The sequence below is a fragment of the Paenibacillus thermotolerans genome (assembly GCF_028745515.1).
In the GTDB taxonomy this organism is placed as follows: Bacteria; Bacillota; Bacilli; order Paenibacillales; family YIM-B00363; genus Paenibacillus_AE; species Paenibacillus_AE thermotolerans.
Window position 1 is genome coordinate 1 of the sequence record NZ_JAQZSG010000008.1, and the last position, 26490, is coordinate 26490.

Annotated in this window: 27 protein-coding genes; 16 read left to right on the forward strand and 11 right to left on the reverse strand. The window is 52.2% G+C overall.

Annotation, left to right across the window (positions count from 1 at the left end):
- Positions 1-953: 953 nt before the first annotated feature.
- Positions 954-3968, forward strand: a complete 3015-nt coding sequence (locus PT964_RS08600; RefSeq protein WP_274362943.1) for a glycoside hydrolase family 2 TIM barrel-domain containing protein — start codon at positions 954-956, stop codon at positions 3966-3968.
- A gap of 55 nt (positions 3969-4023) precedes the next feature.
- On the opposite strand, the gene PT964_RS08605 is transcribed toward PT964_RS08600, so the two are convergent.
- Positions 4024-4941, reverse strand: coding sequence for a DMT family transporter (locus tag PT964_RS08605; protein WP_274362944.1), 918 nt, complete (start codon positions 4939-4941; stop codon positions 4024-4026).
- On the reverse strand, positions 4938-5684 hold the full coding sequence (locus PT964_RS08610; protein WP_274362945.1) for an MBL fold metallo-hydrolase: 747 nt from the start codon (positions 5682-5684) through the stop codon (positions 4938-4940). Before PT964_RS08610 ends, PT964_RS08605 begins: the two co-directional genes overlap by 4 nt.
- Before the next feature lie 121 nt (positions 5685-5805).
- On the opposite strand from PT964_RS08610, the gene PT964_RS08615 reads away from it, so the two are divergent.
- Positions 5806-6219 (forward strand): Lrp/AsnC family transcriptional regulator, encoded by a 414-nt coding sequence (locus PT964_RS08615; protein ID WP_274362946.1) that lies wholly within the window; start codon positions 5806-5808, stop codon positions 6217-6219.
- A 27-nt stretch (positions 6220-6246) separates the two neighbouring features.
- Here PT964_RS08615 and PT964_RS08620 read toward each other — a convergent pair whose 3' ends face one another.
- From PT964_RS08620 to PT964_RS08635, 4 genes are read right to left on the reverse strand one after another with little or no spacing between them, the layout of a single operon-like run.
- A complete protein-coding gene (locus PT964_RS08620; protein WP_274362947.1) occupies positions 6247-6573 on the reverse strand; it encodes a winged helix-turn-helix domain-containing protein in 327 nt (108 codons plus the stop codon).
- On the reverse strand, positions 6566-7177 hold the full coding sequence (locus PT964_RS08625; RefSeq protein WP_274362948.1) for a hypothetical protein: 612 nt from the start codon (positions 7175-7177) through the stop codon (positions 6566-6568). Before PT964_RS08625 ends, PT964_RS08620 begins: the two co-directional genes overlap by 8 nt.
- 35 nt (positions 7178-7212) lie before the next feature.
- The gene (locus PT964_RS08630; protein WP_274362949.1) at positions 7213-7965 is read right to left on the reverse strand and encodes an ABC transporter permease; all 753 of its coding nucleotides are present in this window, start codon (positions 7963-7965) and stop codon (positions 7213-7215) included.
- Positions 7962-8897 (reverse strand): ABC transporter ATP-binding protein, encoded by a 936-nt coding sequence (locus PT964_RS08635; RefSeq protein ID WP_274362950.1) that lies wholly within the window; start codon positions 8895-8897, stop codon positions 7962-7964. Before PT964_RS08635 ends, PT964_RS08630 begins: the two co-directional genes overlap by 4 nt.
- 573 nt (positions 8898-9470) lie before the next feature.
- Between PT964_RS08635 and mutY the strand changes: the two genes are divergently transcribed.
- Complete coding sequence (gene mutY / locus PT964_RS08640) at positions 9471-10592, forward strand: A/G-specific adenine glycosylase (RefSeq protein WP_274362951.1); 1122 nt, start codon at positions 9471-9473, stop codon at positions 10590-10592.
- Positions 10593-10643: 51 nt separating this feature from the next.
- Here the strand turns inward: mutY and PT964_RS08645 are convergent, their stop codons facing one another.
- Positions 10644-11264 carry a superoxide dismutase gene (locus tag PT964_RS08645; protein WP_274362952.1) on the reverse strand — a complete coding sequence of 207 codons (621 nt, stop codon included), beginning with the start codon at positions 11262-11264 and terminating at the stop codon, positions 10644-10646.
- 383 nt (positions 11265-11647) lie between these two features.
- Between PT964_RS08645 and PT964_RS08650 the strand changes: the two genes are divergently transcribed.
- The 8 genes from PT964_RS08650 to PT964_RS08685 all read left to right on the forward strand — a co-directional run bounded on the left by PT964_RS08650 (position 11648) and on the right by PT964_RS08685 (position 17439).
- On the forward strand, positions 11648-12073 hold the full coding sequence (locus PT964_RS08650; protein WP_274362953.1) for a GNAT family N-acetyltransferase: 426 nt from the start codon (positions 11648-11650) through the stop codon (positions 12071-12073).
- Between the two features lie 190 nt (positions 12074-12263).
- Entirely contained in the window at positions 12264-12815 is a 552-nt protein-coding gene (locus PT964_RS08655) for a DUF402 domain-containing protein (RefSeq protein ID WP_274362954.1), read from the forward strand.
- A gap of 99 nt (positions 12816-12914) precedes the next feature.
- The gene (gene queG / locus PT964_RS08660; protein ID WP_274362955.1) at positions 12915-14063 is read left to right on the forward strand and encodes a tRNA epoxyqueuosine(34) reductase QueG; all 1149 of its coding nucleotides are present in this window, start codon (positions 12915-12917) and stop codon (positions 14061-14063) included.
- Between the two features lie 56 nt (positions 14064-14119).
- On the forward strand, positions 14120-15154 hold the full coding sequence (locus tag PT964_RS08665) for an HD-GYP domain-containing protein (protein WP_274362956.1): 1035 nt from the start codon (positions 14120-14122) through the stop codon (positions 15152-15154).
- A gap of 139 nt (positions 15155-15293) precedes the next feature.
- Positions 15294-15506 carry a YneF family protein gene (locus PT964_RS08670; RefSeq protein ID WP_274362957.1) on the forward strand — a complete coding sequence of 71 codons (213 nt, stop codon included), beginning with the start codon at positions 15294-15296 and terminating at the stop codon, positions 15504-15506.
- A gap of 24 nt (positions 15507-15530) precedes the next feature.
- Entirely contained in the window at positions 15531-16169 is a 639-nt protein-coding gene (folE, locus tag PT964_RS08675) for a GTP cyclohydrolase I FolE (RefSeq protein ID WP_274362958.1), read from the forward strand.
- Positions 16170-16650: 481 nt separating this feature from the next.
- Positions 16651-16746, forward strand: a complete 96-nt coding sequence (locus tag PT964_RS08680; RefSeq protein ID WP_274362959.1) for a putative holin-like toxin — start codon at positions 16651-16653, stop codon at positions 16744-16746.
- A gap of 219 nt (positions 16747-16965) precedes the next feature.
- Positions 16966-17439: a DUF6933 domain-containing protein gene (locus tag PT964_RS08685; protein ID WP_274362960.1), complete on the forward strand. Its 474-nt coding sequence runs from the start codon at positions 16966-16968 to the stop codon at positions 17437-17439.
- 53 nt (positions 17440-17492) lie between these two features.
- On the opposite strand, the gene PT964_RS08690 is transcribed toward PT964_RS08685, so the two are convergent.
- From PT964_RS08690 to PT964_RS08705, 4 genes are all read right to left on the reverse strand, one after another.
- A complete protein-coding gene (locus tag PT964_RS08690) occupies positions 17493-18581 on the reverse strand; it encodes a Ger(x)C family spore germination protein (protein ID WP_274362961.1) in 1089 nt (362 codons plus the stop codon).
- Positions 18574-19665, reverse strand: a complete 1092-nt coding sequence (locus PT964_RS08695) for a GerAB/ArcD/ProY family transporter (RefSeq protein WP_274362962.1) — start codon at positions 19663-19665, stop codon at positions 18574-18576. The genes PT964_RS08690 and PT964_RS08695 overlap by 8 nt, the downstream gene beginning before the upstream one ends.
- Complete coding sequence (locus tag PT964_RS08700; protein ID WP_274362963.1) at positions 19662-21008, reverse strand: spore germination protein; 1347 nt, start codon at positions 21006-21008, stop codon at positions 19662-19664. The genes PT964_RS08695 and PT964_RS08700 overlap by 4 nt, the downstream gene beginning before the upstream one ends.
- Before the next feature lie 146 nt (positions 21009-21154).
- Positions 21155-22588: a DHA2 family efflux MFS transporter permease subunit gene (locus PT964_RS08705; protein WP_274362964.1), complete on the reverse strand. Its 1434-nt coding sequence runs from the start codon at positions 22586-22588 to the stop codon at positions 21155-21157.
- A 237-nt stretch (positions 22589-22825) separates the two neighbouring features.
- Between PT964_RS08705 and PT964_RS08710 the strand changes: the two genes are divergently transcribed.
- The 5 genes from PT964_RS08710 (at position 22826) to PT964_RS08730 (ending at position 26487) form a co-directional block, all read left to right on the forward strand.
- Complete coding sequence (locus PT964_RS08710) at positions 22826-23011, forward strand: hypothetical protein (RefSeq protein ID WP_274362965.1); 186 nt, start codon at positions 22826-22828, stop codon at positions 23009-23011.
- A 663-nt stretch (positions 23012-23674) separates the two neighbouring features.
- On the forward strand, positions 23675-23857 hold the full coding sequence (locus PT964_RS08715) for a hypothetical protein (RefSeq protein ID WP_274362966.1): 183 nt from the start codon (positions 23675-23677) through the stop codon (positions 23855-23857).
- A 489-nt stretch (positions 23858-24346) separates the two neighbouring features.
- Positions 24347-24595, forward strand: a complete 249-nt coding sequence (locus PT964_RS08720) for a hypothetical protein (protein WP_274362967.1) — start codon at positions 24347-24349, stop codon at positions 24593-24595.
- A 26-nt stretch (positions 24596-24621) separates the two neighbouring features.
- Positions 24622-24855, forward strand: a complete 234-nt coding sequence (locus PT964_RS08725) for a VOC family protein (protein WP_274362968.1) — start codon at positions 24622-24624, stop codon at positions 24853-24855.
- Positions 24856-25113: 258 nt separating this feature from the next.
- Entirely contained in the window at positions 25114-26487 is a 1374-nt protein-coding gene (locus PT964_RS08730; RefSeq protein ID WP_274362969.1) for an ABC transporter substrate-binding protein, read from the forward strand.
- Positions 26488-26490 lie beyond the last annotated feature (3 nt).

The following is a 26490-nucleotide window of genomic DNA, read 5'->3' on the forward strand; positions in this document are numbered from 1 at the left end:
GCTTAAATTCTCTTAATGGTTGTCCACTTTCTTGACAGAAGTACAAAAGTTCCGTTCGAGGCGGTCGGCCATGCGGCGCGGTGGAGAGCAACGGAACTTTGTTCCGTTGGAAGTGCCGAAGAAGTGGAGAAACTCCACGTGCGCATGGCGAAACCGGGGTCGGAGGGCCGAATAAGTGGAGAAAATCCATTTGCTCGTGATGTAACCGGGGTCGGGGAGTTGAGGAGTGGAGAAACTCCACTAGCGCATGGCGAAACCGGGGACGGGGAGCCGAAGAAGTGGAGAAACTCCACTTGCGGGTGGCGAACCAGGGAACGGAGGCCCTAAGAAGTGGAGAAACTCCACTTGCTCGTGCTGTAACCGGAGTCAGAGGGCCGAAGAAGTGGAGAAACTCCACTTGCTCGTGATGTAACCGGGGACGGGGAGCCGAAGAAGTGGAGAAACTCCACTTGCTCGTGATGTAACCGGAGTCAGAGGGCCGAATATGTGGAGAAACTTCACTTGCTCGTGATGTAACCGGAGTCAGAGGGCCGAAGAAGTGGAGAAACTCCACTTGCTCGTGATGTAACCGGGGACGGGGAGCCGAAGAAGTGGAGAAACTCCACTTGCGGGTGGCGAACCTGGGACCGGAGGCCCGAAGAAGTGGAGAAACTCCACTAACGCGTGGCGAAACCGGGGACGGGGAGCCGAAGAAGTGGAGAAACTCCACTTGCACGTGGCGAACCCGGGACCGAAGGCCCGTATAAGTGGAGAAGCTCCACTTGCACGTGACGGAACCGTGGTCGGGGAGCCGAAGAAGTGGAAGAAACTCCACTTGCTCGTGGCGAACCCGGTGCCGTAGAGCCCTAAGAACACACCTAAAAAAGAGGGAAGGATTTCCCCATCGACGTGTCGAAGTCAGCGAGGGAGGCACAAACCTCCCTAGTTCGAAAAAAAGAAAAGATGGTGAGCATATGATCAACATCGACAAATATTGGGAAAACCTGAGTATGATCCAAGTGAATCGCGAGGCGCCGAGAGCGTCCTATATCCCTTATGACAGCGCAGAGAAGGCGCAAACGAACAAAAGAGGCCGATCGAATTTTTACCGCACCTTAAACGGCACCTGGAAGTTCCGCTATGCGGAAAGCATCAAGAAGGCGGAGGAAGGCTTCTATCAAGAAAACTACGATTCCTCCGCCTGGGACGATCTCATTGTCCCTTCCTGCTGGCAAACGAACGGCTACGATCAGCTGCAATATACGAACATTAACTACCCGTTCCCGTTCGACCCTCCATATGTGCCGGATGAAAATCCATGCGGCATGTACGTCCGCCGCTTCAATCTCACCGGAGCGTGGGACGGAAAACGAAAATACGTCGTATTCGAAGGCGTCAACTCGTGCTTCTATGTTTGGGTGAACGGCCAAATCGTCGGATACAGCCAAGGCAGCCGCGTTCCGGCCGAATTCGATATCACCCGCTATGTCCGCACCGGCGGCAACACGATCGCCGTGCTCGTCATGAAATGGTGCGACGGCTCCTACATCGAGGACCAAGACGCATGGCGCTATTCGGGCATTTTCCGGGACGTGTACTTGTTGGCCCGCGATGAGGCGCATGTTCGCGACGTGTTTTGCAAGCAGCAATGGGCAAACGACCGCAAAAGCGTAAAGCTGCAGTGCGAAATCGAAACGACGGGGGCACTCCATGTAACAACGGAGCTGCGCGATGCGGACGGTGTCACGCAAGCAACCGGCGCGGCAACGATCGACGGAAAAGGCACACTGCAACTGAGCATCGACAATCCGATCCTTTGGAACGCCGAACGGCCATACTTGTATGAGCTTCTCGTCACGAGCGGAAGCGAGACGCTGCGATTCCGAATCGGTCTGCGATACATTGAAATCATCAACGGCGTGTTCCGTATTAACGGACAAGAGGTCAAGCTCAAAGGGGTCAACCGCCACGATTCCCATCCGGTATTGGGGCAGACGATTCCGGTGAGCCATATGATCGAAGACCTGCTCATCATGAAGCGGCACAATATCAATACGATCCGTACCTCGCACTACCCGAACGACGCCAGATTCCTCGAGCTATGCGACGAATACGGGTTTTACGTCATTGACGAGGCGGATTTGGAGTGCCACGGCGTAGCGAATGCGACCGGCAATTTCCACCTGCTGACGGACAACCCGGATTGGGAGAAAAGCTTTGTCGACCGGATGGCGCGCATGGTGGAGCGGGACAAAAACCATCCTTCCATCATCATGTGGTCGCTCGGCAACGAGTCCGGCTACGGTAACAACCATATCTCAATGGCAAAATGGGCGAAAGCCCGCGACGACTCCAGACTGATCCATTACGAAGGTGCGGCGGCGGGCTACAAAGGCTCGACTGAAACCGGGTGTCTCGATCTGGAAAGCGAAATGTATTCCTCCGTCGCAAGAATGGAGGAGCACGGCAAGGACCCGGCGAAGACGAAGCCGCTGTTCTTATGCGAATACAGCCACGCGATGGGCAACGGCCCCGGAGACTTGAAGGACTATTGGGACGTTATTTACCGCTATCCGAAGCTGATGGGCGGGTGCGTATGGGAATGGTGCGACCACGGCATTGCGACGGAGACGGCGGACGGCACCCCGTTCTTTGCCTACGGCGGCGACTTCGGCGACAAGCCGAACGACGGCAACTTCTGCATCGACGGGCTCGTTACGCCGGACCGGAAGGTAAAGCCTGGCTTGCTTGAACTGAAAAAGGCCATCGCGCCGATTCGCATCGAAGCGGAGGACCTGACGGCAGGAAAGCTGCGAATTACGAATTTATACGATTTTATCGATCTGTCCCATATCGCCTTCCACGTGAAGATCGAGGCGGACGGGGAACTCGTTCATCAGCTTCAGCTGCCCAAGCTCCATACGGCTCCGCACGCTTCGGAAACCGTCACGATTCCTGCCGTTTGGCCGGCCGCATCGAATAAGCTCTATTACGCAACCGTCTCCTGCCGGTTATCCGAGGAAACGGCCTGGGCGGAAGCGGGATACGAAATTGCGTTCGAGCAGTTCGAACTGCCGGTGAACGCCGTCAGTGTCGAAGCAGCCTCCCCAATGCCGGCCATATCCGCAACAGAATCGGGGAACACGCTCATTTTGGAAGGAATCGGCTTCAAACACGTATTCGACTTGCATGCGGGCACGTTTACGTCCGTTTCGCGCGAAGGCGTGGACATGATTACCGAGCCGTTGCGATTTACGGTTTGGCGGGCGCCTACCGATAACGACCGCAACGTGAAATGGCGCTGGTCGCAAGAGGGGTATGACCGCGCCGTCATGAAAAATTACGGAGTCAAGTGGCAAAGAAGCTCGGAGAACACCGTCGACGTCAATGTACAATTTGCGCTTGCGGGCTACTCCACCCGTCCGATTCTCAAAGGCGAAGCGCATTGGCAGGTGGACGGAAGCGGGCGCATTCGGCTGGAGGTCAAGGCGAACGTTCGCGAAGACGTAAACAGCTTCCTTCCGCGGTTCGGTCTGCAGCTTGTCATGCCGGCCGGCACGGAGGAAGTGGAGTACCTCGGTCTCGGCCCGCACGAGAGCTATATCGACAAGCGGCATAGCGCCAAATTCGGCAAGTACCGTATGTCAGTGGACGATATGTTCCTCAGTTACATCAAGCCTCAGGAAAACGGGTCGCGCTACGGAACGGTTTGGTCGTTCATCGGAAACCGGCTGGGCATGGGCCTCAAGTTTTCCTCTGATGAGCGTTTCTCGTTCAATGCGGCACACTACACGCCGGAAGACCTCGCCGAGGCGGGCCATCCGCACGAGCTGAAGAAGCGGAAGGAAACGATCGTTCACGTGGATTACAAAATGAGCGGCGTCGGCTCCAATTCCTGCGGCCCTGAGCTGCTGGAGCAGTATCGGCTCGATGAAAAGGAGTTCACTTTCCGGCTCGACATCGACCCGCTGTTTAAAGAGGACGAATAAAAGCGATAAGCCGCATCCTGTAAGCGACAGAAATCACTTACGGATGCGGCTTTTTTTAATGCGCAACGATACCCGGCTGCGACAGCTTCGGCTTCGGCGTCAAGTGAGCGATAAGGACACCGGCCAGCACAATCCCGCAGCCGCCGAGCTGAATGAGCGTCATATCCTGCCCCAAAAACAGAACGGCCATTACGGCGGCAGCCACGGGTTCGATCAGCGATACGGAGGAGGCGAGCGCGGGCCCGATCCGGCGGACGCCGACAAAAAACAGCGTCATCGCGGCGAACGTGGATACGACGGCCAGCGCCCCTGCAGCCAGCCACGGCGCAGCCGAGCCGCCCGCAAACACCGCGTCCCATTGGCCGACCGCCGCCGCATAAACAGACATCGTAACGGCAGCCGACAACGAAATATATGCGGAACCGACGTAAGAGTCTGTAGAGGCCATAACCTTTTCGCTGACCAAAATGAAAACGGTATAGACGAGCGCGCAGACAAGCACAAGGAAGATGCCGTAAAGAGAAGCGCCGAGCGCCCATTGCTCTCCGAACATGAGGACGAGCCCGATGAGCGAGAGGCACAAGCCCGAAGCCTTTCTCTTGCCGAGCGGCTTCCTGGAGAGCAGCGACGAAAACAAGCTGACGAGCAGCGGATACGTATAAAACACGGTCACAGCGACCCCGAGCGGGACGTACTGATACGCGGTGAACAGCAGAAGGGCCATTACCGCATACCCGAACACCCCCATACCGGCAAGAATGAGCAGCATTCGCGCGGACACCCGGATTTGCTGTTTTCCTCGGATGAACGGCATGACGCCCCAAAACAACAACGACGCCAAAATGAACCGCATGCTCAGCAATCCGCCGACCTCCCAGCCGGCCGCGTATGCGATATTGGCGAATAACCCCAGCGCACCGAAACAAACCGCGGAAATGACCGCGGCTCCCACTCCTATATGATCTATTTTCACGGCGTCAGCCACTCTCCGTTCTCAGGCACGAACACCCTGCCCGAAAAACCTTCGGCTTCCATGTCCTTGCGAAGCGTTTCGCGGCTGAGGACGCAGTGGTTCCATGCGTCCATATGGCCGGCGACGACCTTCGTCTCGGAAGCGGCAAGGATCCGACCAATGTCGCCCGATCCCATCGTGATGGGGGAACCGAGCTCGAATCTCGCTTCGCCCGCAAATACAATCGTGACATCCGGCCGGAACCGCTCCAGTGCCAGCGCAACCTCCGGACACCATACCGTATCGCCTGCTACATACAACGTCTTATCCTCCGATTGGAACACATAGCCGGACACGGTGCCCATCAACAGCCGAAGCGTTCCGCTGCCGTGCCTCCCGCCAGTTCGACTGACCCGGATGCCGCCCCATTCGGCGGTGTCAGCCACTTCCACAACATTCTTGAATCCCGCTCCTTGCAATGCTTCACCGTCGCACGGCTGGCAAAATACCGGAATTTCCTTCGGGAGCGCTTCGGCAGCCGATTCATCCCAATGGTCCTTGTGCATATGCGTGACGAACACGGCATCGACGCAGGTCAGCTCCCCTACGGGACACGGCAAATCAATCAATGGGTTCATCCGGGGATTGACGGTTCCCGCCGTCGGCTGGAACGTTTCCTTCGGACTGAACATCGGGTCGATCAGTACGGTTTTGCCGGCAATGCGGACGATGAACGTCGCATGGCGAATAAGCCGGATGTGCATTGCGCTTCCTCTTCTCTATCGGATATGATCATCATTATAATGCCTCGGCTTTTTTACTTACATAGCTTCGTGAAAGTCCTGCACCCGCATTCGATTGATTGATGAAAGGAATATGGAACATATGCTTGATTCGACCGATATGGCTATATTGGAATGCCTGAAAAGCAACTCTCGAATGCAATGGAAGGAAATCGGAGAGAGGGTGCATTTGACTGGGCAGGCGACCGCCAACCGCATCGCGCGGCTGGAGGAGCTCGGGATTATAGAGGCTTATACTTTGAAGGTGAACGAGTCGAAGCTGGGCAGGCCCGTGGTCGGTTTCGTCACTATCTTCATGAAATCTACCGATCATTCCGGCTTGAAAGAGTGGGCGCTGAAACAGAAGGCGGTAGAAGAGATTCATAGAGTGAGCGGGGAAGGCTGCTACTGGATGAAAGTGAGAGCGGCAAGCACCGATGAGTTGAACGCGCTGCTCGATCACATCGTCCGGTTCGGCAATTATCGGGTCAATCTGTCGATCGGACAGGTAAAATAAAAGATAGTGCCGTCAGGAGGCACTATCTTATTGTTTAGGCTCGGTAAAGCCGCTTTGCGCCATACGGATCAGACGCTCGAGCCCTTCGATATATTGCCGAAACATGTTTTCTCCGTGCTCTGTATGGGTGAGAATCGTTTTGGGCCGGCGTCCGACGAACGTTTTTTCCACATGAATGTAGTTCGCTTCCTCCAGCACGCGGATGTGCGCCCCGAGATTGCCTTCCGTCAGCCCCAAGTGCTCTTTCAGAAAGCCGAAATCGCACGGCCCGTTCGAGAGCAGCAGGCTCATGATACCCAGCCGCGCCTTCGCGTGAATCGTATCGTCGATGGAGTCCAGAATGCTGTCAGTCACCGGTGCGCACCCGCCCTCCACGCTCCCAGCGCTGCACGAGCACCCCGGTCAAAATAATGGCTCCCCCGCCGAGCAAACCGAGAATGAGCAGCTGCTGCTCGAAGAAAAACTTCCCGGTTACGATAGAGAGAACGATAAACCACCATCCCAGCAGCGAAAAAGCGCGGCCGAGCAGCGTCCCGAAGTTAATGTAAAGCAGCCCTGTGATGAGCATCCACAAGACGGGAATATATTCGACGTTGATCGCGCCGAGAAATATGAGAGCGTAAGCGCAGACGGATGACGCAAGGGCAGGGCCCCAAAAGAGCCAGCCGTAGGCGCGGTCGTTTTTCTGCGGCCCGTATTTGCGCTTGTGGCTGATGCCGACGAATGCGGTAAGCGCGCTGCAAATGACGAGCGCAATCGGCCAATACCAATTTATCAACGGATCGCGGTAAAAATACAGCAATAAATACCCTAACGTGCAGTAAGACCCCCAGATATAGAGGTATGGCGCGGAGTTCGTCGCCTTTTTACGGTTGCGGTCCACCAAATGCTTGATAAACTCTATGTCTTTCAGCGCCTGCAGCGCCTCTTCCGTCGTTTGCAGCTTTTTTTCGCTCATAGCTTTTCCCTCTCCCGGTTGAGTTGATCTTGGTGTCACTCCCAGCGGAACAAGCGGACGGCGAGTCCGGCGCATACGATGCCGAAGCCCGCAATGACGGCGATATCCCCCAAGCTTTGCGACACTTCTTCACCATACCAAACCGATTGAAGCAAGTCTACCATATAGGTCATCGGGAGAAATTTGCTGATTGCTTGCAGAATGTCCGGCATCACTTCGATCGGAAATGCGACGCCGGAGAGGAACATCATCGGGAAAAATACGCCCATGGCGATGCCGTTGGACGTTTTGACGCCGCTGCCGAGCCCCGACAACGCGAATCCGAGGCTGAAGAAGCACAGGCACCCGAGCAAAAGGAACGCGAGCAGCAAAACGATTTCTTTAGCGCCTGCTTCTACGTCATAAACCAGCATCCCTGCAGCGACGATTTCGAGCGATCCGAGGATTACGAGCACTACCCCCTGCACGGCGTTGGAGCCGAGCACCATCCAGGGGCGGACCGGAGCGGCTTTGAAGCGGCGGAGCACCCCATTTTCGCGGTAGGAGGCCATTTGGATGTTCAAGGTAAAGACGGCTACGGACAAAACGTTGAGCGAACAAAGCGCGGGAATGTAAGTGTCGATGAAGCCGTGTCCGCCGAATAACGGCGTCGGCTCGTTTCCGTACATCGTACCGAACAGGAACAGCATCAGCAGAGGGTAGGCGAGCACCCAAAATAAGGACATCATGTTTCTGGAGTATTGCTTCAGATCGAATACGGCAAGCTGTGCGAATGCGTTTGCGTTCATGCGGATCGCTCCTTTTTCGTATAGTGGGTGAATACGTCGTTCATGGACAGGCGCTCGATGTGCAGTCGGCTTGCGCGCCAGCCTTCTTGCTCCGCCAGCAAAATCAGCTCGCGAATCGTGTCGTCGGGCGCGGTGGAATGCAGCGCGATGCGGCCGTCTTCCGTAGAGGTTGCTTGCGTAACGCCGGTAAGGCGGAGCAGACGGTCTGCGTCGGCCGGTTGCGCAGGGCTGACGGGGTAAGGCACAAACGTGATCGTGCTGTTCTCGTCTGCGGTGCTCATAAGGCCTTGTGCGGAATCGAGCGCGACCAGCTTTCCTTGGTCGATGATGGCGATCCGGTCGCAGAGCGCTTCCGCCTCTTCCATGTAGTGCGTCGTCATGACGATGGTGCGTCCTTCGGATTTCAGTTGGCGGATCAACTCCCACATCTCTTTGCGGGCGTTCGGGTCAAGGCCCATGCTCGGCTCGTCGAGGAATACGACCTCGGGATCGTTCACGAGCGCAAGCGCCAGGGTGACGCGCTGCTTCCAGCCGCCCGACAGCTTGCTGACGTAGCGGTCGAGCTTGTCGGTTAGCTGGAGCTTGTCGAGCAGCTTGGCGATGTCCGTCCGTGTGCGGTAGAAGGAGGCGAACAGCTTGATCGTTTCGCCGACCTTCGCCTTGTCCGGGATGGAGGTCGACTGCAGCTGGATGCCGATGCGCTGCTTGACCTCGTATGCGTTCGTCACCGGATCGAGGCCGAGCACTCTGATTTGTCCGCGATCCGGCTTGCGCAGCCCTTCCATCATTTCTACGGTCGTCGTTTTGCCGGCGCCGTTCGGTCCGACGATGCCGAATATTTCGCCGGCTCCGACCGTGAGCGAGATTCCTTTGACGGCGTGTACGTCTTTGTACGATTTCTCTACATTGGATAGTTCGATGACATGGTTCATGCGAGTCCTCCAAACTTTAAATTTGTGAAGAGTAACCTGATATTCAAATTACTCTGTTTTACAGAGTTAATCTGTAGTACAGAGTAAAGGTAAATGTTTCCGTTGTCAAGACGGGATCGGTGATTAGCACAAAAAATTTGTGCTAAGTTTGGTGACGGCGGTCGGTTTGGGCCGAGTTAACACTAGGATTTTACCAAGATTTGGCGCTTACCTTAACAGATCCGGCTCTTACTTGTTCGGAAGTAACATTCTAAAACAAACTAACGGAACCGAATGTCCGCTGATAGCCCCAATATCTTCAAAATCGCCGGTTTAACGGAACGAGATGACCGCTAAATGGCAAAAAATCAATAAAACTAAATCATTTTGCCAAGTTAGCGGACAACGGGTTCCGTTAATTCGCCGTTTTCCACTCATTCGACAATTTTAGCGGACACCGGGTTCCGTTAACGATTGTGTCTCGTCGCATGGACCGGCAAACACTGCCCCCCACGAAACCGAACCCCCTATTGGATGAGCGCAACACTCGTGCTATGCTAACAACGTGCAATAGGAGAGGGGAAGACGGGACAAATGTACGATCGTGACACAATGCAATTTTTCAGCACGGAGCTGCTCACTTGGTATCGCGTGCAGAAGCGGGACTTGCCGTGGCGCCGCAGCCGCGATCCTTATCATATATGGGTGTCGGAAATTATGCTGCAGCAAACGAGAGTCGAGACGGTAAAGCCGTATTACGAGCGGTTTCTTACATTGTTTCCTACTATAGAAGCTCTAGCTGCCGCTCCGGAGGAAACCGTTCTGAAAGCGTGGGAAGGGCTGGGCTATTACTCCCGGGCTCGCAATTTGCAGGCGGCAGCGAAGGAAGTGGCGGAAAAGCACGGCGGAGTCGTGCCGGACACGAAGGAACATTTCGCCGCATTAAAGGGAGTCGGTCCGTATACGGCGGGTGCGGTCATGAGCATCGCGTTCAACCGGCGGGAGCCGGCGGTTGACGGCAACGTGATGCGGGTGTTTTCGCGATTTTTCTGCATAGAAGAAGATATTGCGAAGGGCGCGACCAAGGGCTATATGGAGCGGCTCGCCTACGAGCTTATTCCTGACGGACAAGCATCCGATTTCAACCAGGCGCTGATGGAGCTCGGGGCGCTCGTCTGCACGCCGAAGTCGCCGCAGTGCTTGATTTGCCCCGTCATGGAGCATTGCGCGGGAAGGCTTGCCGGCAAGGAGGAGGCGCTGCCGGTCAAATCGAAGGCGAAGCCGCCGCGCCCGGAATATCGCGCCTGCGCGCTCATCGCCGCCGGGGAAGGACCGCACGAGGGCAGCGTCCTGCTGCGAAAGCGGCCTGAAACCGGGCTGCTGGCGAACATGTGGGAGCTGCCGCATATCGAATTCGCGGAAGCGGGCTGGCCGGTTTCGCTGCCTGAACCGGTACTGGGGGAGCGGCTGTCGGAAAAGCTCGCGGCCGAATCCGGCGTCATCGCGCGTGCGGATCGGATGCTAGGCACCGCGGAGCATACGTTCAGCCACATTCACTGGAACTTGCGCGTTGTGGGGATGGAGGCAGTGATAAACGCGGGGACCGAAAACATGCCTGCGGCCCCGTACGAATGGGTCGACGCGGCGAAGCTCGCCAAATATCCGCTCCCGAACGTGTTCATTCGCATTCTGAGGGATGCGGGATACATCGGCTAAAAAAGCTCAAAAAAATACCGCCCGACCCTATAAGGGCGGGCGGCACTCGTATTATTTGCCTGCTTTCGCAGCTTCGTAGCGCTTGCCTACTTCGTTCCAGTTGATTACGTTGAAGAACGCATTGATGTAGTCGGGGCGCTTGTTTTGATATTTCAGGTAGTAAGCGTGCTCCCAAACGTCGATGCCGAGAATCGGAGTGTTGCCTTCCATAATCGGCGTGTCTTGGTTCGGAGTGGAAGTAACGACGAGCTTGCCCGCTTTATCCACTGCAAGCCATGCCCAGCCGGAGCCGAAACGAGTCGTTGCAGCCTTCGCGAACGCTTCTTTGAACGCTGCGAAGCCGCCGAGCTCGGAATCGATAGCCGATGCAAGCGCGCCTGTCGGCTCGCCGCCTGCGTTCGGAGCGATCGTTTCCCAGAACAAGGAGTGGTTCGCATGGCCGCCGCCGTTGTTGCGGACCGCCGTGCGGATATCTTCCGGAACCGCATCCAGGTTTCCGATCAGGTCCTCGAGGGATTTATTTTGAAGTTCGGGATATTTCTCGAGAGCGGCGTTCAAGTTGTTCACGTATGTCGCGTGGTGGCGGTCATGGTGAATCATCATTGTCGTCTCGTCGATATGCGGCTCCAAAGCGTTGTTTGGATAAGGTAACGGTGGCAATTGATGTGGCATAAACAGCAAACCTCCCAATAATATGTAATTTAGCAACATGTTTATTATCCCCCAACTCACATAATAAATCAACATCTATGTTCTTAAAGTCCTTCGCAAGCGCTCCTTTCGATTTGTCGTTGCGGCATTCTCCCCAATACGATAGGATGGTATAGGAATTTCCATTTTATTCATCCGTTGAAGATTCTCTTTGTCCCCCTAGAAGCATAAAAATAGAAGAAAGAAAGCGTCGAAACGATGAAAACGCTTTAAATCAAGCGCTTTCACGAGAAAAATCAATATTTCCTACACATTTTTAACGATTTATTAATATTTCGGCAGGAAATCTCACAATTTTGTCGAATTTAGTAACGTAATGATGTGGAATAGGAGAGAAGAAGCTTATGAACGTTCGCACGTTTCAACTTTCGGACTATGCACCGGTAACGGCGTTGCTCCATGACTCCTTATCTGACGATTGCTACGATGAGACGATCAAGGCGTTTGCCCGTCAGCTGTCTTGGGACGGCGGCCTTGTTTATGTTGCGGAACACAATTCGCAAATCGTCGGCGTAATCATCGGAACGATCGATAATAATGAAGGCTATTATTACCGCATCGCAGTACATCCTTCCCATCGGCGCCGCGGCGTCGGCAAAGCAATGATCGAAGCGCTCCAGGGCCGTTTCGTCCAGCGGAAGGTCAAGCGGATTTTAATTCCGGTCGATATGCACAACGAACCTGTGCTTCCGCTTTACGAAGCGTTGGGCTACGGTATCAAAAACTTCACCAGAAATTTCAATAAGCTGAGCATCGTCTCAGGTTCATAAATATACCCCGTTATTTATTTTCAACCACGGATATTGTATACTCAGGAAAACTGAAAGTGTTTCATACGGTTTACTTTTGAAGCGAAAGCGTATCTCTCGAGCAAGGTCCGGGGCTTTGTACCTTATGTCCCGCCGCCGCCAGCTTAAGATATGCTTTTTGTCGCTTTGCGCAAGCGAAAGGGATAAGGCTATGGCTAAGGAACTCGAAAGCAACGTTACGATCAAAAGCTTTAAGCATGACGGGCATTTGCACCGCATGTGGTACGAAAACTGGCCTGTTCCCGACAATGCGCTGCATCCCGATCACCGTGCGCTGGACTTGAAGGTTCTGATCAATCACGGTACCCGTATTCGCGAATCGGACGGGAAGGAGTGGATCTCCCGCGTCCCCGGGGTGACCTACTTCGTGCCCGGACAATGGTTTAATATCGTAGCCCTCCTCGAAACGACCGGCGTCCGCTATTACTGCAATATCGCGTCGCCGTTTTACAATTACAACGATGTCATTACGTATATCGACTACGATTTGGACGTCATCAAGCTGCCGGACGGCACCATCAACGTCGTGGACGAGGAGGAGTACAAAACTCACCGCATCGTATACCAGTATCCGGCCCTGGTGGAAGCCAAGGTGAAAGAAGGACTTGACGGTCTCGTGGCGTGGATGAAGGACGGAAAGCCTCCCTTTAACGACGAGGAGGCGCTGCGTTACTATGATTTATGGAAGAACAGGCAAGCTTAGTGGCCCGTACCGGGGGTTGACGGTGCGGGTTTTTGCCTAAAAACGGGAGTATGAGGAAGACCGGCGCGGCTCTTCAACATGAACCACGGAGGCGAGCGCATGACGGATAAATGGCAACTATTAAAAGAAGACATACAACGGGAAGCGCGGAATTTAGGCATAGATAAAATCGGATTCGCCTCGGCGGAGCCGTTCTTAGAGCTGAAGGAGCTGCTGCTGAAGCACCGCGAAGCGGGGCGGGAATCCGGCTTTGAGGAGCCGGATTTGGACAAGCGGGTATACCCTCATCTAAGCTTCTCCGGCGGCGAGCCGCGCTCAATCCTTTCGATCGCCGTCGCCTATCCGTCCAAGATGAGCAACCCGCCGAAATCGGAGCCGGGCGCATATCGCGGCATTTTGTCGCGTTCGGCGTGGGGCGACGATTACCACGACGTGCTTAGGGATAGGCTTCGCCGGCTGGAAGAGTTCATCCGGGAGAGAGAGCCGAATGCGCGCATCGAGTCGATGGTCGATACCGGGGCGCTCGTCGACCGGGCTGTGGCGGAACGGGCGGGCGTCGGTTGGTACGGGAAAAATTGCGCCGTCATTACGCCCGAATTCGGTTCATGGGTATACCTCGGCGAGATGATTACCGATATTCCGTTCCCGCCCGACACCCCCGTGACCGAATCGTGCGGCGACTGCACGCTGTGCATCGACGCTTGCCCGACGGGAGCGCTTGTCGGCCCCGGGCAGCTCAACGCGTCGCGGTGCGTATCGTTCGTCACCCAAACGAAAGGGTTCGTCGACGACGAGCTGAAGCGGAAAATCGGCAATCGGCTGTACGGCTGCGATACGTGTCAGATCGTCTGCCCGAAAAATAAAGGGCACAACTGGACGCATCACGAGGAGCTCAAGCCGGACCCCGAAATCGCCAAGCCGCTTTTGAAGCCGCTGCTGACGATGAGCAACCGCGAGTTCAAGGAGCGGTTCGGCAAAAGCGCCGCTTCGTGGCGGGGGAAGAAGCCGATTCAGCGCAACGCGATCATCGCGCTCGGCAACTTTAAGGACGAGTCGGCGGTGCCGCTCCTTATCGATTTGCTGCGCCGCGACGAACGGCCGGTCATCCGCGGAACCGCCGCCTGGGCTCTGGGCCGGATCGGCGGCCCGGAGGCGCTTGCCGCGCTGGAAGAGGCGGAGGTGCGGGAAACCGACGAAGAAGCGCTTCGCGAGGTAAAAAAAGCTTTAACCTCAAACCCGGTTTCGTGATAAAATAGCTGATATTGTGTGACATTTTTACCTATGATAAACGCGGGGTGCATGTAGTGAGGTATGTATCGATAGACTCGCTGGAGCCGGGACAATTTCTGGGCAAAACGATTTTCTCAAACAACGGTACGGTGTTGTTGTCCGAGGGTGTGCAGCTGACGGTCTTTATGATCAATACACTCCGCAGAATCGGCGTCGCCTTCGTCTATATCAAAGACGAACAGTTCGACGACATTGAAATTACCGATGTCGTGTCCGATGAGACGAAACGGGCCGTAATGAAGCAGATGAACGATGTGTTCGACTCGGTCCGCTCCGGCAAAGAGTTCAGCTCGAAGCAAGTGAGCATGACGATCGATATGCTGCTTGATGACGTTATGAAAAATAGAGACGTGTTGATTCAGTTGACGGATATACGCTCGAAGGACAATGCAGCGTATGTGCACGCCATGAACGTTTGCATGATTTCGTGCGTTATCGGAATGAATATGGGCTTGAATCAAATACAGCTGAAGGAGCTGGCGATCGGCGCCTTGCTTCACGACATCGGCAAGGTGAATTGGACGCCGGATGACGATGAGAACAGCGATATTAAACGCCATCACACCTGGAGAGGCTTTGAGGCGCTAAAGCTCAAGCGGGAATACAGTTTGTTGATTGCGCACGTTGCGTTCCAGCATCATGAGCATGTGGACGGTACGGGATTGCCGAGAGGCGTCACGGGCGAGTCGATGCATCCGTATGCGAAAATTGTGGCCGTAGCGAACACATATGACAATTTATTGGCGGGGTACGACGAATCGGGCAAACGAATGCTTCCGCACGAGGCGTGCGAGCGGATTATGGCGATGACCGGCAAGCAGCTCGACAAGGAGGTAATCGTCGAGTTTATGAAGACGGTGTCCGTGTATCCGTCGGGAACGTCGGTGCGGCTCACGAATAAAGAAATCGGCGTTGTCGTCGGCCAGCATCGGGGGCTACCGGGACGTCCGGTCGTCCGGGTCGTAAAGCAGGATGACAATGAGCTGGAAGTGAAAGAGTTCGACCTTGCCAAAATACCGACATTGTTTATCGATGCTGTACTGACTTAAGCGGATGCCCCGAGAACGACTTCGGGGCATTTTTAATTGGGGAAAGTTTACAATTGCGTTTGTGTCGACACGATCAGACATGCTATGATGAGTGGAAGCAATCCCGCTTACCGGGACATCATTACTAGAGGTGGTCTGCATGGATATCGTTATCCCGATTATTACGCTGATTGTGGGGTTGATTGGCGGTTTTTTTATAGGTGTGTATTATTTGCGCAAACAGATGGAGGCTATGCAAAATAATCCCGAAATGCTGAGGGAAATGGCCAAAAAGATGGGCTACAACGTCAATCAAAAACAGATGAACCAAATGCAGCAAATGCTGAGGAACAAACAAAACCGAAGAAAATAAAGACATGGGCTTGGAGGGGACAGGTTGAGAGACTACGAACAATTCGAACCGCGCAATCCGGCAGGGGATGTGAAGCATTATATAAACTCGAGAGTGAATGACAATCGAGAGCTGATCGAACACCATATCCGGGAAATATTGCGGCTGATCGGCGAGGATCCGGACCGCGAAGGGCTGGTGGATACGCCGAAGCGGGTAAGGCGCATGTACGAAGAAATTTTCGCAGGGTATGAGGTCGACCCTCGGGAGGTGCTTGGCGTTTCGTTCGACGAGCAGCACGAGGAGCTCGTGATCGTCAAGGATATCGTATACTACTCTCAATGCGAGCATCATATGGCGCCGTTCTTCGGCAAGGTGCACATCGGGTACATTCCCAGCGGCCGCATTGCGGGCTTAAGCAAGTTTGCAAGGCTCGTCGAAGCGGTAGCCCGCAGGCTTCAGGTACAAGAGCGTATTACATCGGAGATCGCCGATATTTTTGAAGAGGTGCTGAAGCCTCATGGCGTTATGGTCGTTGTGGAAGGAGAGCATCTGTGCATGTGCGCCCGCGGCGTAAAAAAGCCGGGCTCGCTAACCGTCACATCGGCCGTCCGCGGTCAGTTCCGCAAGGATCCCGCGCTCCGTGCGGAGTTTATGTCGCTGCTGCGGCAAGGTGAACGGTAATTTGGAATTTGTGCAAGGCATATGCGAGACTGCCGAGTTTTTGACCGGCAGTCTCGGTGTTTTTTCGGATTCTTCGCGAAAACCATACCGGGTCGGTTCAATAAAGTTGTGTGGTACCGCGGGTCATTTTTTGGTAATGTGGTGAAAAGGAATTTTTCGGAGAGGTGTAAGAGGTGAACCTTTCTCATCTGACGAAGTGGATCGGCATATTGTTTCTTGCATTATCGGCTTTGTGGATTTCGGCTTATTTTGCGGTCATGATCGGGTTACCATATATTTTTCAATTCATATCGTGCTTTTAAAAAAAGAGGTCCCTCGAGGAAGTCTTTTTCTTTGGCGGGCCCTTTCGCCGCAGACGATATCTTGGAGGATAACGAGTGACGATAAGCAAGAACTCTTGTGCGCGTCCTTAAAGTAGAATAAAATGGAAATACAATTGAATCTTGGGTGGGCTTGGCTTCCCTTCGAAAGGAGGTGAGCCATGGAAGTTAAAGATGCGATTCTCATCATGATTGGTTTTGCTACATTTGTAATTGCACTTTTAACATACATCGGGAACAACTACAAGAGAAAGTAAAATCCCACCCCTAGGTTGCAGCCGAAGGTGGGATTTTCTCCGTTTGATCAACTCAGAAGGGGAACCCATCCGAGCCAATTGTTGAGGCCAAGTGTTCCAGCACTTGGTCTTGTTATTCAAAGAATATCATACTCAGAACAAACCGACAAGAATACTGATATCACATTTTTTTCAAGATGTCAGGGGCTTCGGATGCCACTATAGAAAGGAATCGATAAATTGATCGTTTTAAGACTTACTCAAGCCTTATTAAAGGATATGAAGACGACTCCAGTAGAAGCGGACAATGTGCCTAGCCTCTTTAGTTGGCACGTAAATATTTATCATTTAAATAAACGAAAACATATTGTCTTTGTGAATGATTTGACTCGATTGTCTGTAATTATCGACGGAGTTAGAACCGGACAATTAACTCAGTTGAAAGAAAAATTTATTAACACTCTTGGGGAGTACCTGCAATCCGAGGGTGTTAAAGCAAGTGATATTGATTCATATTTACAGAACGGATCGGAGATCGCCATATCAAAGACAAATAGCAGAAGCGTGTTAGGAACGATGAACGAAGTTACATTTTTCAGTGAAGATGATTTTATTGATAACATTGCTCGAATGAAGTGGCTGAATCGATTGATTCATAAACCGATAAATTATCATGAGCCAATTCAAGTGTTTAAGGAAGCAATTGGGAAGTAAGGTTCGCGCCGAAGTCGAAGACGGTCGGACATCGGCGGCGAACAAATACAAAATTACTTAATTAACCCCGTGCCTTCCATATTAACTTTTGCCTTCACGTTGAAAACAATGTCCGGATAAAGCTTTTTCCAATCTTCCCAGTCCTTTTGTCCATGATGGCGGGTAGCGATATATCTTAAGCCGAATCCGACGGGATCGACGTCGTGCTTTTGCAGCTTTTTTAAAACCTCGGTCATACTTTCTTCGACAATTTTTGCCGCTGCCTTTTCCAATCGGCTCCATTCCTTGTCGTACAGATCGCCGCCGGCTTCCTCCGCAACACCCCTAATGTTAACGTTCAAATTGACGGAAGGTCTTTTGTTCGGTGGTGTGGAAATCGTATATTTCAGCTTTAGATCTTGCACCGATAAAGTGAAAGACGGGGTGGAACGGTTTACCCGGATTTCAAAGCGGGAATTTTTTCGAACCAGTTGATTAAAGATTCTGGTTTCGTTAGGCGACAGGACGACCTTCTCCTCATTCTTATTGTAAACGGCGACTTGATTAATCTCATAAGTTTCCTTCTTCGGCTTAATAATCGGAAGGTAAGGGTCTTTGCCGGTTTCCTTCAGTCTGCGGAACAAATCGAATAAGTATGCCGTTACAATATAGGACGATTCGGTCCCTTCGCGCCCGAAGCTGAGAAACAGCGCGTTTCCCGGAAGCCGTTCGGATTTCGGAGCAATCTTGATAATTTCTGAAGCCGTCGGGTCCGCAATAGCGACATAGCTGACCTGTTGAATGTCCCTTCTTCGAACAAACCAGTCCGTGATCTCGATGAGGGAGCTTCCGGCGATTTCTTTGCCAAGCAGAATCATTTTTAAATGGCCGAAGTCAAGCTCTTTGTCCACGTCCGATTTCATCAACCGAACGGCCTCGGATATCGTATTTCCTTCCTCCGTAATCAGCTGAAACGATTCGTCGCCCGGCTTGATGTTAGGGGACGGGATCGCAAGCTTTATAGTAACGCGAAGCTTCTTCGCTTCTCCTTTGTCTATTCCGATCGCTACTACGAAGAACCTCTTATCAAGATCTTTAAACCCGCATCCGCCGAGGATCGCGGCAACCATTACAATCGATAAGGCGACCCGCCATTTACGCATGTTTGCTCCTCCAACCTAAGAAAGCTACCAAACCTACGAGAAATATTTCTACAGGGAGTCTGAGATTAAACCAATAAGCGGCTGTATTTACAAGCTCCTTCTCATTGATAACGGAACCGTACAGCAAGCTTCCGGCACCTACGGCAAGGGAGACCGCCCAATTGAAAATGCGTATTCTTTTTTTATTTTGGCCCAGGCGCTTGCGGAAGCATGAACGGATCAGAGTCAATCCGATGTTCCATGTGAGCGTCGTGAACAAGAGCGCGAGTCCGATATACATAAATAGAAACACAAAAAGAACGCGCTCGATAAAGCCGAAGTGCATAATTATGGAATCGGCGGTGCTGAACCATACAAAAATGTATTCATTCACCGCTTGCGTGCCGTGAAATCCGATCGGAACAAAAAATGAGGTAAAGCAAATGATCGTCCCCATGACCGGAATAAGCCACAGATGCTTCACTCGGGTGTCCTTATACAATCGATTGGTTAAAGCCAGGTTCAAATAGCCGGTAAAAATATAAGAGGCAGCCGACATCGACTGCCAGGACGGCGGACGCAACATATAGTCGGACATGGACCGGACGGCATCCCAATCCATCAGCTCGTTGGACAACGCCTTGAACGTGATGAATGCAATGAAAGGAAGACTCAATAAAATCCCGATTTCCATTACATTCACGACAGCCAGCTGCTTCCGCGTCGAAGACCAGCAAGTAACGAGGATGGAGCATAACAGCAGCAGCACCCTCGGTATATCCGGACTGATGACTCTTACCGCAATCAACGAAAAGGCAGCCAGGATAACGGTTCCGGCAATAAACCACATGATGCCGAGAAAGATTTGCAGGGGAACCCGAAGCCAGGACGTCAAAAACCGTTCTAATATTTCCGGCAATCCGAGACCCGGAAATCGAGACATTCCTTTCGTAAACAGAAATGCAAGCAAGGTACCCAGCGGGATGCAAATCATCATCGCCGTAATCGCTCCGTCGAAACGTTCTTCGAGAAGAAGCCTGGGAACGAAGAAAATGGTATTGATGACCATCGTAAGGATGACCGGGTAATAAAAATAACGGCTCAATACGGATCCCCTTCCTTATACCCCGACACGGCCGGTTCTCCGAGAAACAATCGCAGAAAAGGCTCGCCAAAGCTTTGAAGATTCGCCATATACATCATGAAGCAGAATAAACCGGCCACTAAGCCGTACATGCCGAAAAAAGTAGCCAGAACAATCATGGGGTACTTAACAATCCGGAACGCAAAGCTCATCGTGTTGATCGGAATGACAAAGTTGGCGATGGCGACGACCGACGTAATAATGATCATGATGCTGCTGACAAGCCCTGCTTGCTGCGCTGCCTGTCCCAAAATAAGTCCCCCGACGGTTGTCGCCGTGGAGCCGATATACCGAGGTAAACGAATGCTCGCTTCGATTAACGCCTCAATCATGAAGAGCATGATTAAGACCTCGATATAGGAAGGATAAGGCACGGCCGCGCGGCTTCCGGCGATCGACAGCGTGAACTGCACCCTGAAAATTTCGGGGTTATAAGAGACGATGGCAATATAGGCGGCAGGGAGCGTGATGGTCAGCAGTAAAGCGATGTAACGCAATGCGACAAGCACGCGCGAAACAAGAAACGGCTGATATATATCATCCATCGCTGTCATAAAGTCGTAGAATACGGCAGGAGCAATGATGCAAAACGGAGTTCCCTGCACCAAAATAACGATTTTTCCTTGCGCAAGATTTAAGGCGATCCGATCCGGCCTTTCCGTCAGCATCGTTATCGGAAAGAGCCGAAACTTCTTCTCTGAAATGATGGCTTCTAACTGCCCGGCGGCTTGAACGACTTCCGCATCAAGAAGGGCCAGCTGGTTTTTGATTTTAGCCAATATCTCCATGTTTGCCTTGGTTTTATCGTATAAAATGGAGATTTTCGTCTGTGAAACTTTACCTGCCGATTGTTTTTCGGCGACAAGCGTTGCAGCCGGGTATCTTTGTCTAATAATGTGTAAGTTCGTGTCGATATTTTCACTCAAGGCGGTTTGCGGGCCTTGCACCGTCGTTTCGGATTTCGGTTCGAGCGGTTGATCGGATACCGCCTTGCTTGCGTAAAGAATAAAAACATCATCGCGGAAGACGATGGCGGCATAGCCGCCCAGCAGATTTTTTAACAAATCGTCCGACGGAGCGAGAGGTCGGCAGGACAGTGTCGAATGAAGGACGTTATAGAAGGAATCCTCCGAATTGCAATTAATAAACGGCTTAATAATACTGTTATGTAAAATGCCGTGATCGCACAAGGAAGAAAAAAATACGATTTCGATCTCCAGCTGCCCGTTTTGGAGCTTCTCTCGTTTCATATCCTGCGACGATTCGAGCTGATATTGCAAAGCTTTTATCGTTTCGTTCGTCATGGCTTCGAGTGCCTCCACCATTATTTGGTCCGTTTAGTTTGTCACCGCTCTCTCTTTGCAATACATATTTTTATTGAATAGAGCGGTGCAAGGCAAAAAAAAAAGGAGCACACAAATGTGTGCCCCATAAGCTTCAATACAGGATATCAATGCATCGGGTTCAATTCCGGATGCTTTACGACGACGCGGCGAATAAAGACCGCCGTAACAAGACCGATCAGCGTCACGATCATCGCGAACATGAATACGTTCTGTGAACCGAACGTCATCGCATTGGAGATTTCGGCCACCTCGTTCGGCTTGGGAGAGTTGTGCAAATACTTTTCCATGCCGTGCGTCAGGATGCTGATTGCGACCGCAGTGCCGATGGCGCCGGCGACCTGCTGCAGCGTGTTCATTACCGCCGTGCCGTGCGGATACAGCTCCGGAGGAAGCTGATTCAGGCCGTTCGTCTGCGCCGGCATCCATACCATGGAGATGCCGATCATTAGGCCGATATGCAAGGCGACGATGAAAGCGATCGAAGACGCCGCCGAAATGCCGGAGAAAAACCATAGCGCAGCCGCGACGATCACAAGTCCGGGGATGACGAGCCATTTCGGCCCGTATTTGTCGAACAGACGCCCCATGCGAGGCGATAGAAAACCGTTCAGCGCGCTGCCCGGAAGCAGCATGAGTCCCGCGGCGAATGCGGACAGACCTAACCCTTTCTGCAGATACATCGGCAATATAATCATGCTCGACAAGATGATCATCATGCACGACAGTACCATAAGCAGACCCACAATAAACATCGGGTACTTGAAGACGCGCAGGTTCATGACCGGTTCGCGCATAAATGCCTGCCGCAGCGCAAACAGAACGATCGCGATCAGCCCGATGACGATCGATGCGAGCACGACCGTGCTAGTCCAGCCTTCTTCGCCCTCGCCCGCCTTGCTGAAACCGAAGACGACGCCGCCGAAGCCGATCGTGGACAATGCGACGGACAGCAGATCGATGCGGGGGCGCGTGACTTCGGTGACATTATCCAAATATTTCAGACCTACCAGCAGCCCAATGATCAAAAAAGGAAGCGAGAGCCAGAAAATGTAGTGCCAAGTCAAATATTCGATAAGGAGTCCGGCGACGGTCGGACCGGTCGCAGGCGCAAACATGATCACGAGACCGACGAAGCCCATCGCCGCACCGCGCTTTTCCGGCGGGTAGACGACCAGGATCGTATTGAACATAAGCGGAATCAACAAACCCATGCCGGCCGCTTGCAGAACGCGGGCGGCCATGAGCATTTCGAAATTGGACGCAAGCGCCGCAATCAACGTTCCGGCGATGGAGCTCGCGACGGACCCGATGAACAGCTGCCTGGTCGAAAACCACTGCAGAAGGAGTCCGGTCATCGGCATCAGAATGCCGAGAGTGAGCAGAAATCCCGTCGTTAACCATTGCGCGGTCGCGGCCGATATTTGGAACACGTCCATTAAGTTGCTGATCGCAATGTTGAGAGCCGTTTCGCTGAACATGCCGACAAAGCCGGGGATGAGCAGCGACGCCATGATGGCCCGCGTATTGAATTGCTTCATATTCGATTCCACTTCCTATCCGATAATTTGTCTATTTGTACGCGACCGTATTTTTGGTCAGCTATCTGTAACAATATTATTTACAGTTGTTCAAGTCAATATCTTGTGCGAAAATTATTTGTAAATAATTCCTTTCATGGTTTTGTCATCATCATTCTACCATTTGTACGTTTAGCAAATTTCTTATGGATTGCTTTTGTTATCGTCTGCTAAAGGGATAAGATGGGGGAGAGAACGATGCGTCAAACATTTGCAACCCGGACGGTCTGGGAACCGCTTTATCGGATGGCGGTAGAGGCCGCGCCGCTGGAGGTCGAATTGTTCCGATCCGAACCGGTCCGCAGGTTAAAGCATCTCCGGCATTTTGGGGCGGCGGCAGTTATTACTCCTGTAGTTCACTCGAGATTCGAACTGAAAATTTGATATACAGCAGTCCCGTTTCGGACATTCTCGAAATATATGGCGTGCATCCGTCGGCCATCGTTGGGCTATTAAACTCCGATACTCCGCTGACGCACAAATCAAACCTTTTGGGCTTGGACCATTTAGACAGCTTTTTACGAGATACTTTTTTTGCGGGGAAAATGACGTACACCCCGCGAATTGGATTGAGAAGCTACATTTTAGAGGGAATTACATAGAGACGGATTTAGAGACAGCGGTGCAATTAACGAATACGATCGTAGAGGACCACAAAATATTATTAGACCCTTATTCTATAGCGATGGACGCGCTTTTGTCAAAGGCGCGGACCGCGAATTAATACGCATGCTGGAAAGCAGCCGTTCAAATCGTATACGAGACATATTGCAAGTTTTATTATGGCAGCCGCATCGTATTCAGCGATGCGATGCCGCTGACGAGAATGGAATAAAAGCGGAAGTACGCAAGGTTTATAGAAAACAACCGCTTGTGGACGGCACGCCGGTTTCCGAATTGAGCCGGAAGGCAGCGGGAAGTTTGGATGAACTGGATCGTTTATGCGGAACCTATTATTTTAAAGTTACATAGTGAGCAGTTACCCCCGGAAATCCAATCCGTACTGCGAAATTATTAGATAACGGAAATATAGGCGGGGGTAGCGCGATGACGATTCAAGACTTGAAGAAAAGAATCGATCTTATGAAATATTTAGGATTTGATGAAGGCAAAAAAATGTGGGTGTACTCCTACCAGGATAAAGCCAATAACAAAGCCGCCTACGGGATTATCGCAGGAAAAATGAATGTAGTGAAGCTGTCGTCGCTTAAGGGCTTGAATTTATCGTAATCGAAGAGAACCTATTGAACGGTTGAAGACTCGCGGGGCAGCGGGTCCTCTTTTTTTCTAAGGACCTCTTGTTTGAGGCATTTTACCCGCCGTCAAACCGCTAACGGACACCACAGACGTTATATCTCCAATTTGCCCACCACTTTTTCGCTAACGGACACCACAGACGCTAAATGCCGATTTTTGGCGCTTATCCCTGCTTTTTCGAGGCAATAACTGCAGTGGTGTCCGTTAAAATTGCAAATACGATTAAAAACGCCGAATAACTGCATGCCTGTCCGTTAGAGAAAGCCGCCATGCCGCTCCTAACCACGAGCAGCCCTCTGCATACCAAATTGTGGAATCCGGAGGTGTATCCCATACTAGGCCCGTAATAACACAATGCGCCAAATCAAAAGCCGCCTTCAGGCTTTCTTAAGATTTTGATAAAAAAGGGCATGTGCCTAACCGGAAAGGATGCTATTATTTCCATAAATGGAGTTGATGCAAATGAGTCAAAGCGCCGAAAATTATTTTGCGAATAATGAGGCAAGCAAAACAAATGGCGACGGATACAAACCCGATCGTTTGCCCAATGCATTAAAGGTCATTAAAGGAAGAACGAAAAACATATCGGAGGTAACGGAAATGGCGGAGCAGAACGGACGAATCTTTACAGAGAATATGATAAAGAATCGAATTGTCGACATTTATATTTCGTGCGAGAACGAAAGCCGCGCGAAGGACTGGTATATTTAAACGTATTGGGGTTGTCCGGTTTCGTTATGGAAAACGGCAGCAGACTTTTGTTGATGGAGTGGGGAGCGGAGCATAAACCGATCAATCATACTGCAGTGTTTAGTTTGCAAGCGCCGGATATACATAAAGCCCACTCGGAGTTAAAAGAAAGAGGAGCGAAAGTCGACGAAAAAGTCGAGCAATACGGCGCACAATCCTTCGGGTTCCATGTGATCGATTCCGAAGGAAATGCAATTTTGATTATCGACCAAGCGAGTTAGTTGAACCACAGCGGTATTATTTTCAATCTCAACGAAAAGCGGATGATACGAGGGGCATTCCTGAGAGAATGTCCCTCTTTGCGTCAAAAAAACGAAAAGATTAACAAAATAAATGTTGACTTTGTGTGGGATTGCCTGCATTATATAGGCATAAAGCTCCATAATCCCATATGTAAGCGAATACACGATAACGGTTTGAACATCTTGCGCGTGGGGTTGTACGGCTTTCTAAACAAATTTTGTGGGAGGTCTTAACGAATGAGCATGAAGAAGTCGATCCTGCTGCTGCTAGCCATGATGCTTACGATGAGTTTGTTCTTGGGCGCATGCAGTTCGAACGGGTCAAGCGGCGGGGAAACCGCCTCGGAGAACGAACCGTCAACGACGGAACCGGCTGATACGACTGCGGAACAACCGGCAAACAATGTGGAAGCTCCGAAGGAGAAGGTCGAGCTTGAATTTTGGGCCCACTGGGGATCCGTTACGCGCCGGCCGATTATCGAGAAAATTGTTAGCGATTTCAACGGTTCGCAAGACCGCATTCATGTAAAATACGTCTTCCTGCCGTACGGCGATATTTGGACGAAGGAGCTTGCGCAAATCGCCGCGGGCAATCCGCCGGACGCCATCATTAATGAGATCGCTTATGTCGGTCAACGCGCGCAGAAGAAGCAAGTGATGAACCTGCAGAAATATGTCGAGCAGGACAATATGGAAGCTCGCTTCCATCCGCACTTATGGGAAATTATGAAGTATGAAGGCGACGTCTATGCGCTTCCTTTCAATACCGATACCCGGATGCTCTTCTATAACAAGAAAATGTTCACGGAAGCGGGGCTCGACCCGGAGAAACCGCCGAAGACGTGGGATGAGCTGGAAGTCATGGCGCAAAAGCTCGACATTATCAAGAACGGCAAAATCGAGCGCCTCGGCTACCATCCGCGCCTTGCCGGCGGACACGAAATGTTCCTGAACAACGCGGACGGCGGCAAGCCGTGGCTCGACAGCACGGGCGTTCATATCAACACCCCGAACAAGGTTGCCGCAATGAAGTGGTTCTTGAGCTGGGATGAGCGTTACGGAAGAGAAAAGGTTGACGAATTCAGATCGACCTTCGGCAGCAAAACGAACGATCCGCTCATCGCGGGCAAGCTCGGCATGAAGGTGGACAACGGCACGTTCTGGACGCAAATTCGCGACTTCGCGGCAAACCGGGACGATTTCGGCATTGCGCCGATGCCGGAGTACAAAGAAGGCAGCGGACATTGGAGCAACGGCGGCGGGTTCACGATCGAGATTCCGTACGGCGCGAAGCATCCTGACGAAAGCTGGGAGTTCCTGAAGTACATGACGGACGTTGCGGCTCAAAAATATTGGGCGCAGTACAACTTCGACAACGTGGCCAACATTGAGGCGTCCAACGATCCGGATTTGCTGAACGACCCGATTTACAAAGCAACCGTTGAGAACTTGAAGACGACGGTCGTCGCAGCGGTGCCGGTGGAGGCTCCGGACTTCGCCAGCCTCGTCAATCCCGAGATCGACGCCATCCTGCTCGGACAGCAGTCTCCTGAGGACGGTCTAGCCAAAGCCCAAGCGGCGGTTGAGGATCTGATCGAAAGCAACAAATAAATA

Excerpts from the sequence above, each read along its gene's own strand:
- PT964_RS08600 (WP_274362943.1), top strand. The coding sequence starts at position 954 with ATGATCAACATCGACAAATATTGGGAAAACCTGAGTATGATCCAAGTG.
- PT964_RS08610 (WP_274362945.1), bottom strand. The coding sequence starts at position 5,684 with ATGCACATCCGGCTTATTCGCCATGCGACGTTCATCGTCCGCATTGCC.
- PT964_RS08615 (WP_274362946.1), top strand. The coding sequence starts at position 5,806 with ATGCTTGATTCGACCGATATGGCTATATTGGAATGCCTGAAAAGCAAC.
- PT964_RS08625 (WP_274362948.1), bottom strand. The coding sequence starts at position 7,177 with ATGAGCGAAAAAAAGCTGCAAACGACGGAAGAGGCGCTGCAGGCGCTG.
- PT964_RS08630 (WP_274362949.1), bottom strand. The coding sequence starts at position 7,965 with ATGAACGCAAACGCATTCGCACAGCTTGCCGTATTCGATCTGAAGCAA.
- PT964_RS08635 (WP_274362950.1), bottom strand. The coding sequence starts at position 8,897 with ATGAACCATGTCATCGAACTATCCAATGTAGAGAAATCGTACAAAGAC.
- mutY (WP_274362951.1), top strand. The coding sequence starts at position 9,471 with ATGTACGATCGTGACACAATGCAATTTTTCAGCACGGAGCTGCTCACT.
- PT964_RS08645 (WP_274362952.1), bottom strand. The coding sequence starts at position 11,264 with ATGCCACATCAATTGCCACCGTTACCTTATCCAAACAACGCTTTGGAG.
- PT964_RS08650 (WP_274362953.1), top strand. The coding sequence starts at position 11,648 with ATGAACGTTCGCACGTTTCAACTTTCGGACTATGCACCGGTAACGGCG.
- PT964_RS08655 (WP_274362954.1), top strand. The coding sequence starts at position 12,264 with ATGGCTAAGGAACTCGAAAGCAACGTTACGATCAAAAGCTTTAAGCAT.
- queG (WP_274362955.1), top strand. The coding sequence starts at position 12,915 with ATGACGGATAAATGGCAACTATTAAAAGAAGACATACAACGGGAAGCG.
- PT964_RS08670 (WP_274362957.1), top strand. The coding sequence starts at position 15,294 with ATGGATATCGTTATCCCGATTATTACGCTGATTGTGGGGTTGATTGGC.
- PT964_RS08680 (WP_274362959.1), top strand. The coding sequence starts at position 16,651 with ATGGAAGTTAAAGATGCGATTCTCATCATGATTGGTTTTGCTACATTT.
- PT964_RS08690 (WP_274362961.1), bottom strand. The coding sequence starts at position 18,581 with ATGCGTAAATGGCGGGTCGCCTTATCGATTGTAATGGTTGCCGCGATC.
- PT964_RS08700 (WP_274362963.1), bottom strand. The coding sequence starts at position 21,008 with ATGACGAACGAAACGATAAAAGCTTTGCAATATCAGCTCGAATCGTCG.
- PT964_RS08705 (WP_274362964.1), bottom strand. The coding sequence starts at position 22,588 with ATGAAGCAATTCAATACGCGGGCCATCATGGCGTCGCTGCTCATCCCC.
- PT964_RS08710 (WP_274362965.1), top strand. The coding sequence starts at position 22,826 with ATGCGTCAAACATTTGCAACCCGGACGGTCTGGGAACCGCTTTATCGG.
- PT964_RS08715 (WP_274362966.1), top strand. The coding sequence starts at position 23,675 with ATGACGATTCAAGACTTGAAGAAAAGAATCGATCTTATGAAATATTTA.
- PT964_RS08720 (WP_274362967.1), top strand. The coding sequence starts at position 24,347 with ATGAGTCAAAGCGCCGAAAATTATTTTGCGAATAATGAGGCAAGCAAA.
- PT964_RS08725 (WP_274362968.1), top strand. The coding sequence starts at position 24,622 with ATGGAAAACGGCAGCAGACTTTTGTTGATGGAGTGGGGAGCGGAGCAT.
- PT964_RS08730 (WP_274362969.1), top strand. The coding sequence starts at position 25,114 with ATGAGCATGAAGAAGTCGATCCTGCTGCTGCTAGCCATGATGCTTACG.